The sequence below is a fragment of the Streptomyces katrae genome (genome assembly GCF_000966975.1).
Classification (GTDB): domain Bacteria; phylum Actinomycetota; class Actinomycetes; order Streptomycetales; family Streptomycetaceae; genus Streptomyces; species Streptomyces katrae.
In genome coordinates this window covers 1-12,864 of the sequence record NZ_JZWV01000602.1, presented here as the reverse complement: position 1 = coordinate 12,864, position 12,864 = coordinate 1, and the positions used below count along the sequence as shown (strand labels likewise).

Sequence of the window (12,864 nt, the reverse complement as noted above, 5' to 3'; positions counted from 1 at the left end):
GGCTGCGGTCGTGTGTCACCGGTCTGCGTCACCGCGTCATCGGGTGACGCGGCCTGGTGACGCAGGTGACGCGAGGTGACGCAGCCGTGGGCCGTCTGCGTCACCCACGTATGCGCAGGTCACAGGCGGTTTGCGGGGCTGTGGTGACGCGGGTGACGCAGCTTCTCTTTTCTTAGGAAAAGAGAGAGGGGGTGTTTGTTGTTGTGCGCGACTCAGAGCGCGAATGCGGAGCCGCTGCGCGGCACGTCCCTTGGGCCGGCGTTCCGCCGGAACTGCAAGAGGAGCACGCCGCGGCGGGGCCGGGTGCTCCTCTTGCTTGTGCCGGTCCCGCCGTGGCACCGCCGGTCAGAACATCGGGGCGGACTGCTCCGGCAGCGGGACGGCGGGACGGGTCAGCTCGATGTAGCGGGCCGTGTTCTTACGGCCCCAGTCCACGAGGACGCCGCGAGCGGCGAGGGTGGGCTGAAGCCGCTTGAGACGGTCGGAGAGGACCTTGCCGGTGGTGGGCCAGCCCTTGGGCAGGGGGCGGCACTCCTCGCCCGTGTAGAGCTGGGTGAGGGCGTGCAGCCACTCGGCGGACGTCATCCGGATCTCCGCGCCGGGGTCGATGCCGGCGGCGTGCTTGAGGACCGTCTGAGCGAGCAGGTCTCCTTCGATCACGTCGTCGTTGAGGTCGTCCAGGCTGGCCCGATAGGCGGTCAGCGAGGCCAGGCCGGTGGCGGCGTCGAGCTGGGCGCAGAGGTGGGCGAAGTCGGCCATGCGCAGGTCGGTGGGGATGTCGGCCTCGGTGGACCGTACCTTCACGGTCAGGTCCAGCAGGGAGCCGAGGATGACGGGCAGGACCTGGGCGTACTCCGCCCACAGCTCCGCTTCCGTCCGCCGGACCCGGGGCCGCTCCAGGCGGAGCGGAAGAAGGCGTTCGGCGAGGTCGGGGCGGATGACGCCCACGTCGATGCCGGTCAGCAGCAGCGGGCGGCGGTAGCGGGAGCGGTGCACGTCGCCGTCGCTGAACAGCGCGCGCTTGATGCTCTCGGCACCCGTGACGATGCAGCACATCAGGTCGGACAGGTCCGGCGGCAGGTGCGAGAGGTTGTCCAGGGCAGTGACCCACCCCGCCGCAACCGCCGTGATCAGGTTCTCCTCATCCTTCGGCGCGCGGCGCAGGTCGCCGGTCATGCCCTCGATGATCCGCACGAGCATCCGGCCGCCCGTGGACTTGCCGGCGCCCTGGGGGCCGGTCAGGAACGGCGCGGGGACCGGCACGGACGGCTCCAAGCAGCCGATCAGCCACGCCACGGCCAGGCACTCGCTCTCGGCGTTCGCGAAGTTACACAACCTCAACAGCAGGTCGATGCCCTTGCCGTCCGTGTCCTTCTCCGGGATCGGGAGTTCGCCGGTGAGCTGGGTGCGCCGCCAGCACACCTCACGCGGGTCGGGGACACGGATGTCCCACCCGTTGGGGTGGATGCGGACGGACCGGCCGTCGTCGCGGCCCAGGTCCAGCCACGTCGCCCCGTCGAACCCCGAGGCCACCCGGATGTGGGTGGCCTGCACGTCCTGGCTGAGCGCGAGAGCTTCGATCAAGTCCAACGCCTCCTTGAGGGCGGTGCCGTTGAACACGCCGAGACCGTCGTTGAACATGCCGACCATGAGTTCCTGGCGGTGGCTGCCAGTCGTGCCCTGGGAGCGGACCGGCCGGGCGACGGGGTGGCCGTTGCGCTGCGCGTACACGGTGCCCTCGGTCGTGCGGAAGTACCGGAAGTGGGCCTGCGCGTAGTCGGTGATGATCTCGCGGGCCGGAGTCTTCTCGTCCTCGGCCACAGCTACACCCCCAGTGCGGTGCGGGCGTTCGTCCAGGCCGTCGTGCAGTGCCGCAGGGACTCCCCCTTGGCCTGCGCGGCAGTGAACAGCCGCTCGACGTGCGTCTCGGTCAGGCATCCGCACCGGCCGTGGACGGAGAGCACGGCGAGGAACGTCCGGTAGACCGTGTGGTGGATGGCACTGTCGGCGGCGGTGATGCGCTGCTCCGCCATGGCGATGCCCCGTTCCAGGTAGGCGGGCGAGCGGTGGCGGCACCCCCCGCCCCCGGCCGGCGCGGGCACGACAGCGGCCAGCACTGGCCGCACCGGAGCCGGTTTCTTGACGGCCAGCGCCCGCACGGCGTCCGGGAGGGTCGTCATGGTGCCGGTGCCAGGGCCGCGCCACCGGGCGTAGGCCATGGTGGACTTCAGGTCGACGCCCGGGCGAACGCCGTTCACGGACCGCGTGGCACCCTGGTAGATCCAGTGCTCGCCCCGCGTTGTGGCCACCGTCGTGGTCGCGGGAAGGGTCTGACGGGCCCACGCGACGGCGCCCGGGGTGTCGAGGTCCACGACGGTGAGCCCGGCGCCGCCGGGGTGGTAGGCGACGGCGCCGGCTCGCTGCCAGGCGCGGGCCCAGGCCGGGGAGGTGAGGACGTGCGGGTCGGTGGTGGCGGCGGCCCAGCCGTGGCAGGGTGCGGGGCACTGGCAGGGGCCGGCGGCCTTCATGTGGGGCCGGTCCCCGCAGGCGGAGCCCGCGCAGGTCGGGCAGTTGCCGACGGGGGTCTTGTCCTGGCGCAGGGGCAGGACGGGGAGCCCGAGTCCGGCCAGCCGCAGCGCGGTCTGTAGCGGGGCGGGGGTGGGTTGGGTCATGCTGGATGCCTCCAGTTCAGTGGAACGTGCTGGATGAGGGCGGCCCCGGCTTTGGCGAGACGGGGGCCGCCCTTTTCGCGCTGTTCAGGCGGCGAACAGGCCGTCCTGCCCTCCGGCCATGCCGGGGGCGGCGGGGCTCTGGGCGAGTGCGCGCGTGGCGGCGGTCGGACGCCGCAGGTACGGGGTGGTGGGGCCGTCGTTGTGGAAGCGCCAGGTGCCGACGTCGTGCTGGGTCCGGCCCGGGGCGGGCGGGGTGTAGCGGCGGGGCTCGTCGGGGTGGGCGGCGTTCCACTCCTCTGCGCACACCTTGTGGACGGCCTCGTCGGCGTGGGAGCGCATCGGGGTGGGCTTGCCGCACAGGCAGCACGGCCGGGTGGCCCGGGCGTCGAAGTGGCTGCTGTCGCCCCAGTCCAGGAGCGGGACGGCATCCATCAGAGGTTGGGGATGGCGTGGACGATGGCGGTGGCCATCTCGTTGATGGGGCCGGCGGCGCCGGTGGAGGCGAGGAAGAACCCGAATCCGGCGGCGACGAACGCGCTGCCGGGGCCGAGGCTGCGGGAGCGCAGGAGGAAGAACAGGACGAGTCCGAAGAGGGCGACGAACGAGATGGTGATGGCCACGGTCGTGGGCTCCGTTCGGCTGGTGGCGTGGTGGTCAGCGGGTGCCGGCGCGGTGGATTTGGCGGCTGTGGTTGTGCAGGCGGCGCCCGACCCGGAGGCGTTTGCCGTGGCCCTTGCAGCGGCGGCAGGGCTTGACCATGACCTTGCCGGTGCGGTGGAGGGTGGGCTTGGCGCCGGCGCCGTCGCACTTGCGGCAGGTCCCGAAGGGGCTGGCCATGCACAACAGCGTGTAGGCGGCGAGGGCGGCGAGGATGAGGGCGCTAGCGATGAGCATGCGGGTGTCCTCCCATGTCTGGGGCGGTTTCCGGGGCTATTCGCGGCAGGCTGCTAGACGCTAGTTCCCAGGTCAGAGGCCTGTTGGGGTGCTAGCGGGGGTGCTAGACCTAGCAGGAGAGGGTGCTAGGTCTAGCAGGCGTTTGAGGGGTCAGGCGGCGGCCCGGTCGGCGTCACGGCGGGTGATGGCGGCGGTGATGTCGGCGCGCTTGATGCCGCGCCGGTTCTTGCCCTCCCCGTTCTCGTCCTGGCCCCAGACCTGTCCGGGCTTGATGCCCCAGGGCTTGAGTGCGGCGGTGACGTTCTCGCCCTTCCACCCGGCGTACGCGTCGGGGCGCAGGGCGGTGAGGCGGGTGGCGATCCGCTCGCACCAGAGCGCGTCCTCGTCGGCCGCCATGACCGCGAGGACGTCGGCGAGGATGTCGACGCCGGTGGTGGCTTCGGGGCCCTTGCCGATGGCGTGGCCGGTGACGTTGCCGTACTCGTCGCGCATCTTGCGGGCGCGGGCCACGACCTGTTCGGCGCCCACCGCGTCCACGAACGCCGAGGCGACGATGCGCGGGTCGTCTCCCTCGCCGGCCATCCAGCAGATGCCCCGGTCGGAGCGGGAGAACATCGTCGCCCGGTACCCGGCCTTGTACATCGACGTGCCCAGGATCATGTCGTTGGCAGGCTGGCCCATGACCTTGAGCGCGAACCGAAGGACCGCGTTGGCGCTGATGCCGGTGGGCAGGGACTTGGCGTCGGGGCGCTGGGTGCCGAACATGCCGACGATGCCGAGGGCGGGGCCGCGCTTGGTGATGTCGGTGCAGATCTCCTCGATCTCCGCCCCGTACTTCTCGTGCTCGAAAGGCACCTGGCACTCGTCGGAGCCGACGACGATCGGGTGCAGCCCCAGGCTCTTGTCGCTGGCCAGCTCCGGGGTGACCTTCGACTCCGGGCACCGCGAACGCGGCAGGGACTTGATGACCTTCGCCCGGCGCCGCAGTTCTTCCTTCAGTTCCCGCAGGGCCTGGACGACGTACTCGATGTCCTCGTCTTCGTCACCGGCCCGGTAGCGGTGGCAGACCGGCTCCAGCGCGGAGAAGTCGCCGGTGCCTTTGAAGTCGAACGCGTGAATCTCCGCACGCGGGTCGAGGGCGGCGATGAGGAGGAGCAGCCGCATCAGGAACGTCTTGCCCATGCGGGGGATGGAGCCGACCACGACCGAGGCGAACATGAGGGTCACGGTCACGTCGCGCATGCGCTGGTCGTTGCCGAACACGACGGGCTTGAACAGGTCGACCTGCCCGGACTTCAGGAGCGGCCAGGCCGGCTTGGTGGTCTCGTTCATCGGCTTGTCCCCGACCCACAAGATCAGCCGCCCCTCGTGCTCGGACGGGTCCGGGGACGGCCAGACGCATCCGACCTTCCGGCGCAGACCCGAGGCCAGGGGCTTGCGGGCCTCCATGATGTCCTCCGGGGTCACGCCGTACGGGAGGTCGAGGTCGGCGCGGTAGCCGGGCCCGTCCCGCACGATCTCGGAGGTGAACCGCAGGCCGTTCATGTCGCCGCCCTTCTTGATGGCGGCGGAGATCTTCGCGTTGCCGATGCTGTCCAGCCCGCGCAGGACGATCGAGCCGGTCATCTTCTGCAGCTCGGTCTTCAGCACCGCCGGGCCGATCACCGGGGCGTCAGGCTGCTGCCCGGCGAACCCCAGGAGGAGGACGCCGCCGGCGGCGAACGCGTACAGGTAGGCGGGGGCCAGCACGTACAGCCACAGGGCGAACCCAAGGCCGAACACGGCGCTGACCAGGGTGACCATCCCGCGCAGCGCGACACGTCCCTGGCGGAGCTTGGCCAGGCGCATGTACTCGTCGACGTCCTCGGTCCGGACGGCGAAGTCCCGCAGCGGCGCGGCTTCGCGGTCCCACACCCATCGGTTGGTGGAGGAGATGAAGCGGCAGGCTCCCCGCGGCGACATCAGCGCCAGACGGCCGGCGTAGACGGGCATCCGCACCCCGTGGAAGAGGGCGGCGTACCCGAGGTTCGCGGCGGCGTGCTTGGCGGTGGCAGTGAAGTCGCGCCGGTTGGTCAGCCATCCGGCAAGGACGGGCTTGCGCTTCTCGCTGCGGACCTTGGGGTCGGGCAGGTTCGGGTTGTCGACCATCTTCGGGATCACCGGCTCGACGTCCTCGTCCGGGACGGCCCGCAGGTGAGGGGTCGGGGAATCGGTCATGCTGTGAACCTCTGCTCTCGCTGAATGGCGGGTGGGCAGGGGCCCCGGAGCGGCGCGGTTTCCTTGGCCGGGACGGCCGCTCCGGGGGCACCTCTAGTTGCGCTTGCGCTTGGCGTTCTTCGCCTCGGCGGCCTCGCGCTCCTCGCGCTCGGTCCGCTCGCGGGCGGTGTCGATGATCCGGTCGACCTTGCGGGTCAGGTCACCGATGTGGACGTTCTCTCCGGCGATACCGCGCTTGGCCATCCGGGCCGTGTACCAGCCGATCTGGGCGATCTCACGCGCGGTGAAGTTCGGGTCCTTCGCCATCGTGGGGCTCCGTTCTGGAGGCCGGACTGTCCGGCTCCCCTCACCACCCGCACAGGGCGGGTGGATCGGGCAGCCGTCAGATCTCGGCGAACGGGCGGGGCCGGAATCGGTCATTGCCGGGGTGCCGCTGAGCGACGTGCACGCGGAGTTCCTCCATGGCCCGTGCACCGGTGGACCAGTACCGCCCGCTGTTGCGGCCGCACTTGCACTGGTACTTGTAGCGGCGGTGCGACGACTCCGTGCCGGCGTTGTAGACGTACGAGTAGCGTGCGCCTTCCACAGTGCTTCCCTTCCAGGCCGGGACTGTCCCAGCTCCCCTCACCACCCGGACTCCGTGGGGGCCGGGTGGATCGGGCAGCCGTCAGCCGCGCCGGCGACGGGCGGTGGCCTTGCGGACGTTCTTGGCGGCCTGCGTGCCCTCGGGGCCACCCACGGACTTCACGACCGTGTGGACGCCCCAGCCGAGGACCAGGGCGAGGAAGGCCAGGAACGCGAGGTTCGCGGCGATGGCCGTGAGAGCGCCGATCAGTAGCGGGCCGAAGTAGACCCCGGCCGCGACCGCCCCGGCGCCGACGCCGGAGCCAAGGGCGATCCGCTGGACGGTCCGGTCGGGCGGGGCCTGGTGGATGTGCTGGTGAACGACCTGCGGCCCGGCGAAGGTGGCGGGGAGCTGGTCGGCGTAGACGGGGGTGCCGTCCGGAAGGTGGACGACGGCGCCGGGGCGGTGTTCGGGAAGCTGGTGCACGGGTTCTCCCTTCGCGGGTCAGAGGTCCGTGAGGGCGTCGGTGGGGATCTCGTAGATGTCGGTCACCGAGTCGACGTCGCGCCAGCGGCCGGGGCCGATGTGGACGTGGGCGACGTGGACGCTGCTGCCGTCGCGGGCGGTCGTTTGGCGGATCTCGACGGTGTCGCCGCTGCGGCGGGCCCGGCGCAGGCACTGCCGGGCGACGTCGACGCTGATCGGCTCGTGCCAGCGGTCGGTGCCCGGCTTGCTGGCGTACTGGACGAAGGTGGTCACCGTGACGGGACGCATGGGTTGAACTCCTTCGAGTCAGGCGGCGAGGAAGAGTGCGGCGAGGGTCAGGGCGAGGACGTGGGCGGTCTGGTCGACGTGGGCGGCCCCGCCGTGCGCGGCCCAGCCCTGCTGACGGGCGATCCGCATCCACGCCGCGATCGGCCAGCGCCGGTCGATGAACCCGTGGGTGACGCCGATCCACAGCAGGGCACCGGCGGTGGGCAGGAGCGGGAGGTGCCAGCCCAGCAGCACCGTCCCGAGGGTGAGCATGGCGCCGCAGGTCAGGAGGTGGGTGGCGGCGTGGGTGACGTTGGCCGTCCAGCCCTGCCGCCCGCACTTGGCCTTGTGGGCGGCCTGGTGGTCGGTCTGGAACGGGTAGTCGGCCAGCAGGTGCCCGACGTAGAGGAGAAACGCGATCTCAGCGAACACGGTGAGCCCCTTTCGGGCAGGTCAGGCAGCAAGTTCGGTGTCGGGGTAGGCGCAGGGCACGCACATGCCAAGCGAGACCGGGATGACGTACCCGGCATCCCGGTGGCAGGCGGGGCAGGTGCGGCGGGCGGTGTTCGCCCGGTCCAGGGCCCGGCGTTTCGCCGGCGTCATGGGGCGGACCGGCACGGCCAGGTCGACCCGGTAGAGGTAGGCGACCAGCGGGCCCCGCCGGAAGCGGGGCCGCTGGAGTTCACCGACGACCGGCTGACCGCCCGGCCGCAGCCCCGCCGCACGCAGCTGCCGGCGGGTGGCCAAGCCCTCGGGGGCAAGGCGCCAGAGGTAGATGGGTATCGCGCTCACGCGACGTCCGCCGCAGCCGACTCGGCGGCGGCTGCTTCCCGCTCGCCGCGCAGGGTGTCGCGGAGCATCCGGCCGTTGGCCGGGGAGGTCCGCAGCGTCTTACGCAGCCGATCGGCGGTCAGCTCCTTCACCGACCACGACTCGGTCAGCGACCGGGCTTCGGCGAGGAGCTCGTCACGCGATCGAGTCGGGGCGCTCGATCGGGCCGACTGTGGGACCCGCCCGGTCGCCCGACGTGCGCGCGGTCGATCGGCCGCCACCACCAGGGCGGGGCGTGTCGAGTCGACCGCCGGAGCGGCGTCGGCCGGGACCGGATCGGGCGTCGCGTCCATGACGGGGGCAGGTCCCTCGGCGGCCCACGGGGCGGAAGCGGCGGGAGCCGGATCGGCCGACTCCTCCCGGTCAGAGGTAGACCGGTATGTATCGGTCTGCCCTGATTCGATCGCCGGGGTGGAAGGGGTCGATCCGGTGGTGAGGGCCGGTGTGGTCGGGGTGTCGAACATGGCGGCCAGGGCGGTATCGGCTCCGGCGGTGATCCGATCGCGCTGGACGTCCAGGAGCCGATCGCCCAGGGTCAGATCGCCGGTGCCGACCTTGCGGGCCAGCGTCCACGCCTTGAGTTCCGACTTCCGCCGGACCTTCTCGTCTGGATGGTGCGCGGCCCGGGCGCGGTGGTAAGCCAGCGCCTGGACGACCTCGGCGGCCCGTCGCTCTGCCTCCCCGTCGCGTCCGTCGCGGTGGACCACGATTCGCCGGGCCAGGAACGCGGCCCCCTCGGCGGAAGCGGTCATGCCCATCGGGGTCAGGGCGTAAATGACGATCTCGCCCGGGGACTTGGCGGCCATGGAGGACATGGCCGACGCGGCGGCCGGGAGCGCCCACAGCCCGGAGCGGATCACCAGCGGTGAGGACTGACCGAGCATCGTCAGGCCGAGTAGGACCAGGGCCAGGACCGCTGTGGCGCCCTCGCCGGCCGCGACCGCACCCACGGCCGTCCCCGACCCGTAGGCGTTCGAGATGTTCGTGTAGGTGCCGAACCCGCCGGCCAGGCCCGTGCCGACCATCGGCACGAACGCCAGCCCAAGGACCGTCTTCTGCGCCCGTGTGAGCGGCCTGCCGGCCGCACTCACGGTGCGGCCTTGGCGGTGACGGTGCGAACCGTGAGGGAGGCAGTCAGCTCGACGCGCTCCGCGAACGTGTTCTGGCTCTCCGTCCACACCCACTCACCGGCCTCCGCCGACTCGTAGCCGAGAGCTGTCAGGGCCGCCCTCCGTTCGGCGAGCGTGGGGACCGGGCCAGTCCGGCCGAACTCGTGAAACGGCCAGTCCCGCGTGGGGGCGTCGGTGACGACGTACAGCTCCCACTCGCCCATGAACGAGTTGGTCAGGCGCGCGACGTGGGTCATGCCGCACCGCCCGGCATGTTCACCGCGAGGGCCTGGTTCGTGAGCGCCCGCCGGACGGCGAGCATCTTGCGGCGGGCCCGGCGGATCCGCCTCTCGTCCAGCTCGGACGGCATGCGGTCCAGGACGCTGATCTCGACGTCGAGGAGGTCGCGCTCCGCCAGGATCAGCGGCAGCTCCCACTCGATCGCCTCAAGCTCCGCGTCTGTCGGCTCCAGGTCGACGGGAAGCGGGGTAACGGGGGTGTGACGTGCAACGATGGGCTTCATTGGGTCGTGCTCCTCTCAGACAGGAACGGGGCCCGAACCGAAGCCCCCGGTGTTCCAGCACCGGGGGCTTCACTTCGTCAGGGCAGATGCGCCGGCAGGCCGGCGTGTCAGTCGTCGTCGCCGAACTCGTCGGGGTTGACCTGGCGGTCCAGGGCGTAGTGCAGGCTGTCGGCCGCCTTGGTGATCCACTCGCCGAGGTTGGCCACCCGCCGGTACTGCGCGAGCCGCAGCTCCTCGGTCAGCACCGGGGCGGTCAGCTCGTCCGCGATACCGGCCAGGTCTCGCAGGATCCGGCCCAGCTCGCCGGCGGAAACGGTGCTCGGGTCGGGGAGGTCCTCCCCGTCACGGATGCTCATGAGGTCTCCCAGATCGGAAGGGGTGGAGCGGAAATCCGGCTCCCCTCAGCCCCGCCCGTACACCGCCGAAGCGGCGGACGGACGAAGGAGGCAACCGGCCGCAGCCGCCAGGGCTGCGGAGGTCGAATGCGCGGACCTCTGCCGCGCTGGCCGCCTTACTGAGGAGGCGGCGGCCTCAACTTCACGTCCACTGTTGAGTTCTCAAGGAACGGCAGCTCTCCGACGTGCGCGGTAAGCCTCGAAGGGCCTCCCGTTTGCACGGGACACGCCGGACGCCAATAGGCGTTCAAGCAGGTCAGAGGGTGCATAGGTCCCCTTAGCGATTTCCGCTTAGGGGGTCTATGCGCTGACCTGATAGCCAAGGTAGGCACCCACCCCCATGGCCGTCAAGCCCCCCTCGCGGTATGGTTGCTAGACCCCCTAAGCGTGGAGGCTGTAGGTGCACGAAGAGATCCAGCGGGTGGCCCAGGTGGAGCCCCCTGTAGAGCGAGCCAAGGCAGCAATCGCCCTGATGGGCGACTACCAGGGCCGAGTCACGGAGCTGTCCCGCATCCGGCGCGAGGCCATCGAGGAGGCGGCGGCGAGCGGCATGTCTCAGTCTGAGATCGCAGCCCTACTCGGCGTCAGTCGTGGTCGGGTCGGCCAGCTGGCCGCGCAAGGGCCGCCGCCCGAGCGGGCGTTCTTCGGCACCGATCTCATGACCATCTCGCTCGGAGGCAAGTACGAAGCCGGCAAGGAGACTGGGGAAGCGGGCGAGGTCGTCACGCGTGAGGACTTCGGGAACTTCGAGCACCTGCGGAAGCTGCTCAGCACGCTGAAGCTCGACGCGCAGTACGAGGTCATCCCGCCAACAGGGATCGTGAACCTCAACCGCGACAACCACGTCGTGGTCTGCGGTCCGCGCCTGTCGCCGATCATCGCCCAGGTCCTGGAGGGTGACGATCACCTCCGGTTCCAGAAGGACCGGGCTTGGCACCTGGTGGATCTGAAGACCAAGGAAGTCCATCGCTCGCCGATGGACGAAAGCGGCGAGGCCGGAGACGTCGGGTACCTCGCCCGCCTCCCGCGACTGGACGGCAAGGGGACCTTCATCTACATCGCTGGCATCCACGCCATCGGGGCCAACGGGGTGGTTCACTACCTCGAAAACCACCTGGCGGAGCTGTACCGCGAGGTCCGCACCAACCGGTTCTCCACGCTGATTTCGTGCCGCTACGACCCCAAGACGCTTGAGGTCCTGGAGAGCAAGCGCGTCAGCCCGATCTACCGACACGAGGGATGACATGTACGTCAGCGTTGCGACCGAGCCCGGGGGCTCCGCCCCCAACGAGGACTGGGTGGGCGGTACGCCGTCCCTTGCCCTGGTGCTGGATGGTCTCAGCACAGCGGGGCTGGGGACCGGCTGCCGGCATGGCGTGCCCTGGTACGTCGCCCAACTCGGCAGCCAGCTCGTCGCAGCGCTGGCGACAGGCGACCGGCCGCTGGCGGATGGGCTGGCGGAGGCGCTCGAACGCGTTGGGCGACTTCACCCCGAGTGCGATCTCCAGAACCCCGGCACTCCGTCCGCGACGGTGGCCATCCTCCGCGAACGGCCGGGCCACTTCGATCACCTCGTGCTCGCGGACTCCCCCATCGTGCTGGAGGGGGCCGACGGGATCACGGTGCTGACGGACCTCCGGGTGGATGAGGTGTGCCAGGACCTGCGTGCCGAGACGGAACAGTTCGCGACGGGCACCCCGGAGCACCGGGCGAGCGTCGCCAGACTCGTCGCCGCGCAGAGGAAGATCCGAAACACCCCGGAGGGCTACTGGGTGGCCGCAGCATCACCGGACGCCGCGTCTCACGCGCTGACGGGAACCGTCGCCGCCGCCGACGTGCGGTCGGCGGCCGTCATGTCGGACGGCGTCTCGCGTCTGGTCACCGAGTACCAGATGGCCACCTGGGAGGGGCTGCTCGCCCAGCTCAGGACGAGTGGACCCGCCGCCCTTATCCGCTCGATTCGCGAGGTGGAAGCGACCGACCCCCACGGCCAGCGCTGGCCCCGGTACAAGGCCGGCGATGACGCGGCCGTCGCCTTCTGCTCCTTCGCCCAAGGCCCGCAGGATGCAGCGCTTCCTGACGGCAGTGCCTGACGGCAACGTCCGGGAACGACGGCAACCGTCCGGGCCCACCGGGTGCAGACAGCTCGCGCCCTCAGACGTCCCAGGTCAGACAGGGGATGAACTCCTAAAGCGGGTGTCGCAGGTTCGAATCCTGCCGGGGGCACCAGGGAAAACGGCCCGGAGCGATCACGCTCCGGGCCGTTTGACTGCCGAGACGTCAGGCGACCAGGTCCGCGTAGAGGATCACGTTGTTGGTGCGGTGGCCGTTCTTGATTTCGCCTCCGCAGGTCAGGAGGCGGAGCTCCGGGCGGGGGGTGTCCGGGTAGACCTTGGCGGTCGGGAAGTCCTCCTTGGGGACGTCCTCGATCTCGCGGATCTTGAACTTCGCCGTCTGGCCGTCCTCGCGGGGGACCTCGATCAGGTCGCCGAGCCGGATGTTCGCGACGTTCCTCATCAGGGCCGGGCCGTGCTTCGTGTCGAAGTGGGCGACCAGGACCGAGACGCCCTTCTCGCCCGGGGTGGCGCCCCCGGTCCACCAGCCGGGGTCGTTCGCCCCGGTGTCGGGGTCGGGGACGCCGAGCTCGCCGGTGGACGGGTCCACCTTGAGGTCGACCATGCGCTTCGCGTCCACCCCCGCCGCGTCGATCTTCATGCCGGTGGGTTTCGAGCGTGCCAGCGGCGGGGCGGTGGGCGGGGCCGCGGTGGTGGCCGTGCTGCCGACCTCGGGGGCCGGCGGGGGCTTCGTCGCGGCGGCGGTGCCGCAGGCCGTGAGGGCGGTGGCGGCGACCGTGAGGGTCAGGGCGGCGGCGGCCAGGGTCCGGGGGACGGGGGTGGGGGTACCG

Annotated in this window: 19 protein-coding genes; 2 read left to right on the top strand and 17 right to left on the bottom strand. The window is 71.0% G+C overall.

The genetic code is table 11. The features are described from left to right. Window positions 1-345: 345 nt before the first annotated feature. The 16 genes from VR44_RS21565 to VR44_RS21490 all read right to left on the bottom strand — a co-directional run bounded on the left by VR44_RS21565 (window position 346) and on the right by VR44_RS21490 (window position 9,920). Window positions 346-1,821: a hypothetical protein gene (locus tag VR44_RS21565; RefSeq protein WP_045949207.1), complete on the bottom strand. Its 1,476-nt coding sequence runs from the start codon at window positions 1,819-1,821 to the stop codon at window positions 346-348. A 2-nt stretch (window positions 1,822-1,823) separates the two neighbouring features. Next, window positions 1,824-2,672: a bifunctional DNA primase/polymerase gene (locus VR44_RS21560; protein ID WP_045949206.1), complete on the bottom strand. Its 849-nt coding sequence runs from the start codon at window positions 2,670-2,672 to the stop codon at window positions 1,824-1,826. An 84-nt stretch (window positions 2,673-2,756) separates the two neighbouring features. After that, window positions 2,757-3,104, bottom strand: a complete 348-nt coding sequence (locus VR44_RS21555) for a hypothetical protein (RefSeq protein WP_045949205.1) — start codon at window positions 3,102-3,104, stop codon at window positions 2,757-2,759. Next, complete coding sequence (locus tag VR44_RS21550) at window positions 3,104-3,292, bottom strand: hypothetical protein (RefSeq protein ID WP_045949204.1); 189 nt, start codon at window positions 3,290-3,292, stop codon at window positions 3,104-3,106. The genes VR44_RS21555 and VR44_RS21550 overlap by 1 nt, the downstream gene beginning before the upstream one ends. A 34-nt stretch (window positions 3,293-3,326) precedes the next feature. Continuing rightward, entirely contained in the window at window positions 3,327-3,566 is a 240-nt protein-coding gene (locus VR44_RS21545) for a hypothetical protein (RefSeq protein ID WP_045949203.1), read from the bottom strand. Window positions 3,567-3,716: 150 nt separating this feature from the next. Then, the gene (locus VR44_RS21540) at window positions 3,717-5,783 is read right to left on the bottom strand and encodes a cell division protein FtsK (RefSeq protein WP_045949202.1); all 2,067 of its coding nucleotides are present in this window, start codon (window positions 5,781-5,783) and stop codon (window positions 3,717-3,719) included. Window positions 5,784-5,876: 93 nt separating this feature from the next. Continuing rightward, entirely contained in the window at window positions 5,877-6,089 is a 213-nt protein-coding gene (locus VR44_RS21535) for a DUF6257 family protein (protein WP_045949201.1), read from the bottom strand. Window positions 6,090-6,165: 76 nt separating this feature from the next. Continuing rightward, the gene (locus VR44_RS21530; protein ID WP_045949200.1) at window positions 6,166-6,369 is read right to left on the bottom strand and encodes a hypothetical protein; all 204 of its coding nucleotides are present in this window, start codon (window positions 6,367-6,369) and stop codon (window positions 6,166-6,168) included. A gap of 81 nt (window positions 6,370-6,450) precedes the next feature. After that, the gene (locus VR44_RS21525; protein ID WP_045949199.1) at window positions 6,451-6,834 is read right to left on the bottom strand and encodes a DUF6251 family protein; all 384 of its coding nucleotides are present in this window, start codon (window positions 6,832-6,834) and stop codon (window positions 6,451-6,453) included. A gap of 18 nt (window positions 6,835-6,852) precedes the next feature. Then, window positions 6,853-7,122 carry a hypothetical protein gene (locus tag VR44_RS21520; RefSeq protein WP_045949198.1) on the bottom strand — a complete coding sequence of 90 codons (270 nt, stop codon included), beginning with the start codon at window positions 7,120-7,122 and terminating at the stop codon, window positions 6,853-6,855. An 18-nt stretch (window positions 7,123-7,140) separates the two neighbouring features. Then, window positions 7,141-7,533, bottom strand: coding sequence for a DUF3307 domain-containing protein (locus VR44_RS21515; RefSeq protein ID WP_045949197.1), 393 nt, complete (start codon window positions 7,531-7,533; stop codon window positions 7,141-7,143). A gap of 21 nt (window positions 7,534-7,554) precedes the next feature. After that, on the bottom strand, window positions 7,555-7,893 hold the full coding sequence (locus tag VR44_RS21510; RefSeq protein WP_045949196.1) for an RRQRL motif-containing zinc-binding protein: 339 nt from the start codon (window positions 7,891-7,893) through the stop codon (window positions 7,555-7,557). Continuing rightward, window positions 7,890-9,023, bottom strand: a complete 1,134-nt coding sequence (locus VR44_RS21505) for a hypothetical protein (protein ID WP_045949195.1) — start codon at window positions 9,021-9,023, stop codon at window positions 7,890-7,892. Before VR44_RS21505 ends, VR44_RS21510 begins: the two co-directional genes overlap by 4 nt. Continuing rightward, the gene (locus VR44_RS21500; RefSeq protein ID WP_045949194.1) at window positions 9,020-9,298 is read right to left on the bottom strand and encodes a DUF6303 family protein; all 279 of its coding nucleotides are present in this window, start codon (window positions 9,296-9,298) and stop codon (window positions 9,020-9,022) included. Before VR44_RS21500 ends, VR44_RS21505 begins: the two co-directional genes overlap by 4 nt. Next, complete coding sequence (locus tag VR44_RS21495) at window positions 9,295-9,564, bottom strand: DUF6284 family protein (RefSeq protein ID WP_045949193.1); 270 nt, start codon at window positions 9,562-9,564, stop codon at window positions 9,295-9,297. The genes VR44_RS21500 and VR44_RS21495 overlap by 4 nt, the downstream gene beginning before the upstream one ends. A 107-nt stretch (window positions 9,565-9,671) precedes the next feature. Further along, window positions 9,672-9,920: a hypothetical protein gene (locus VR44_RS21490; protein WP_045949192.1), complete on the bottom strand. Its 249-nt coding sequence runs from the start codon at window positions 9,918-9,920 to the stop codon at window positions 9,672-9,674. A 439-nt stretch (window positions 9,921-10,359) separates the two neighbouring features. On the opposite strand from VR44_RS21490, the gene VR44_RS21485 reads away from it, so the two are divergent. Together VR44_RS21485 and VR44_RS21480 are read left to right on the top strand one after the other, a co-directional pair. Further along, window positions 10,360-11,202: a sigma factor-like helix-turn-helix DNA-binding protein gene (locus VR44_RS21485; RefSeq protein WP_045949191.1), complete on the top strand. Its 843-nt coding sequence runs from the start codon at window positions 10,360-10,362 to the stop codon at window positions 11,200-11,202. A gap of 1 nt (window position 11,203) precedes the next feature. Then, window positions 11,204-12,052 carry a protein phosphatase 2C domain-containing protein gene (locus VR44_RS21480; protein WP_045949190.1) on the top strand — a complete coding sequence of 283 codons (849 nt, stop codon included), beginning with the start codon at window positions 11,204-11,206 and terminating at the stop codon, window positions 12,050-12,052. A gap of 187 nt (window positions 12,053-12,239) precedes the next feature. Here the strand turns inward: VR44_RS21480 and VR44_RS21475 are convergent. Continuing rightward, the coding region (locus VR44_RS21475) for a sortase domain-containing protein (RefSeq protein ID WP_342669374.1) at window positions 12,240-12,864 on the bottom strand (625 nt) is incomplete at its 5' end.

What these genes read in the sequence shown, in the direction of transcription:
- VR44_RS21560 (WP_045949206.1), bottom strand. Translation starts at nt 2,672, where the DNA reads ATGACCCAACCCACCCCCGCCCCGCTACAGACCGCGCTGCGGCTGGCC.
- VR44_RS21555 (WP_045949205.1), bottom strand. Translation starts at nt 3,104, where the DNA reads ATGGATGCCGTCCCGCTCCTGGACTGGGGCGACAGCAGCCACTTCGAC.
- VR44_RS21545 (WP_045949203.1), bottom strand. Translation starts at nt 3,566, where the DNA reads ATGCTCATCGCTAGCGCCCTCATCCTCGCCGCCCTCGCCGCCTACACG.
- VR44_RS21540 (WP_045949202.1), bottom strand. Translation starts at nt 5,783, where the DNA reads ATGACCGATTCCCCGACCCCTCACCTGCGGGCCGTCCCGGACGAGGAC.
- VR44_RS21535 (WP_045949201.1), bottom strand. Translation starts at nt 6,089, where the DNA reads ATGGCGAAGGACCCGAACTTCACCGCGCGTGAGATCGCCCAGATCGGC.
- VR44_RS21520 (WP_045949198.1), bottom strand. Translation starts at nt 7,122, where the DNA reads ATGCGTCCCGTCACGGTGACCACCTTCGTCCAGTACGCCAGCAAGCCG.
- VR44_RS21500 (WP_045949194.1), bottom strand. Translation starts at nt 9,298, where the DNA reads ATGACCCACGTCGCGCGCCTGACCAACTCGTTCATGGGCGAGTGGGAG.
- VR44_RS21495 (WP_045949193.1), bottom strand. Translation starts at nt 9,564, where the DNA reads ATGAAGCCCATCGTTGCACGTCACACCCCCGTTACCCCGCTTCCCGTC.
- VR44_RS21490 (WP_045949192.1), bottom strand. Translation starts at nt 9,920, where the DNA reads ATGAGCATCCGTGACGGGGAGGACCTCCCCGACCCGAGCACCGTTTCC.
- VR44_RS21480 (WP_045949190.1), top strand. Translation starts at nt 11,204, where the DNA reads ATGTACGTCAGCGTTGCGACCGAGCCCGGGGGCTCCGCCCCCAACGAG.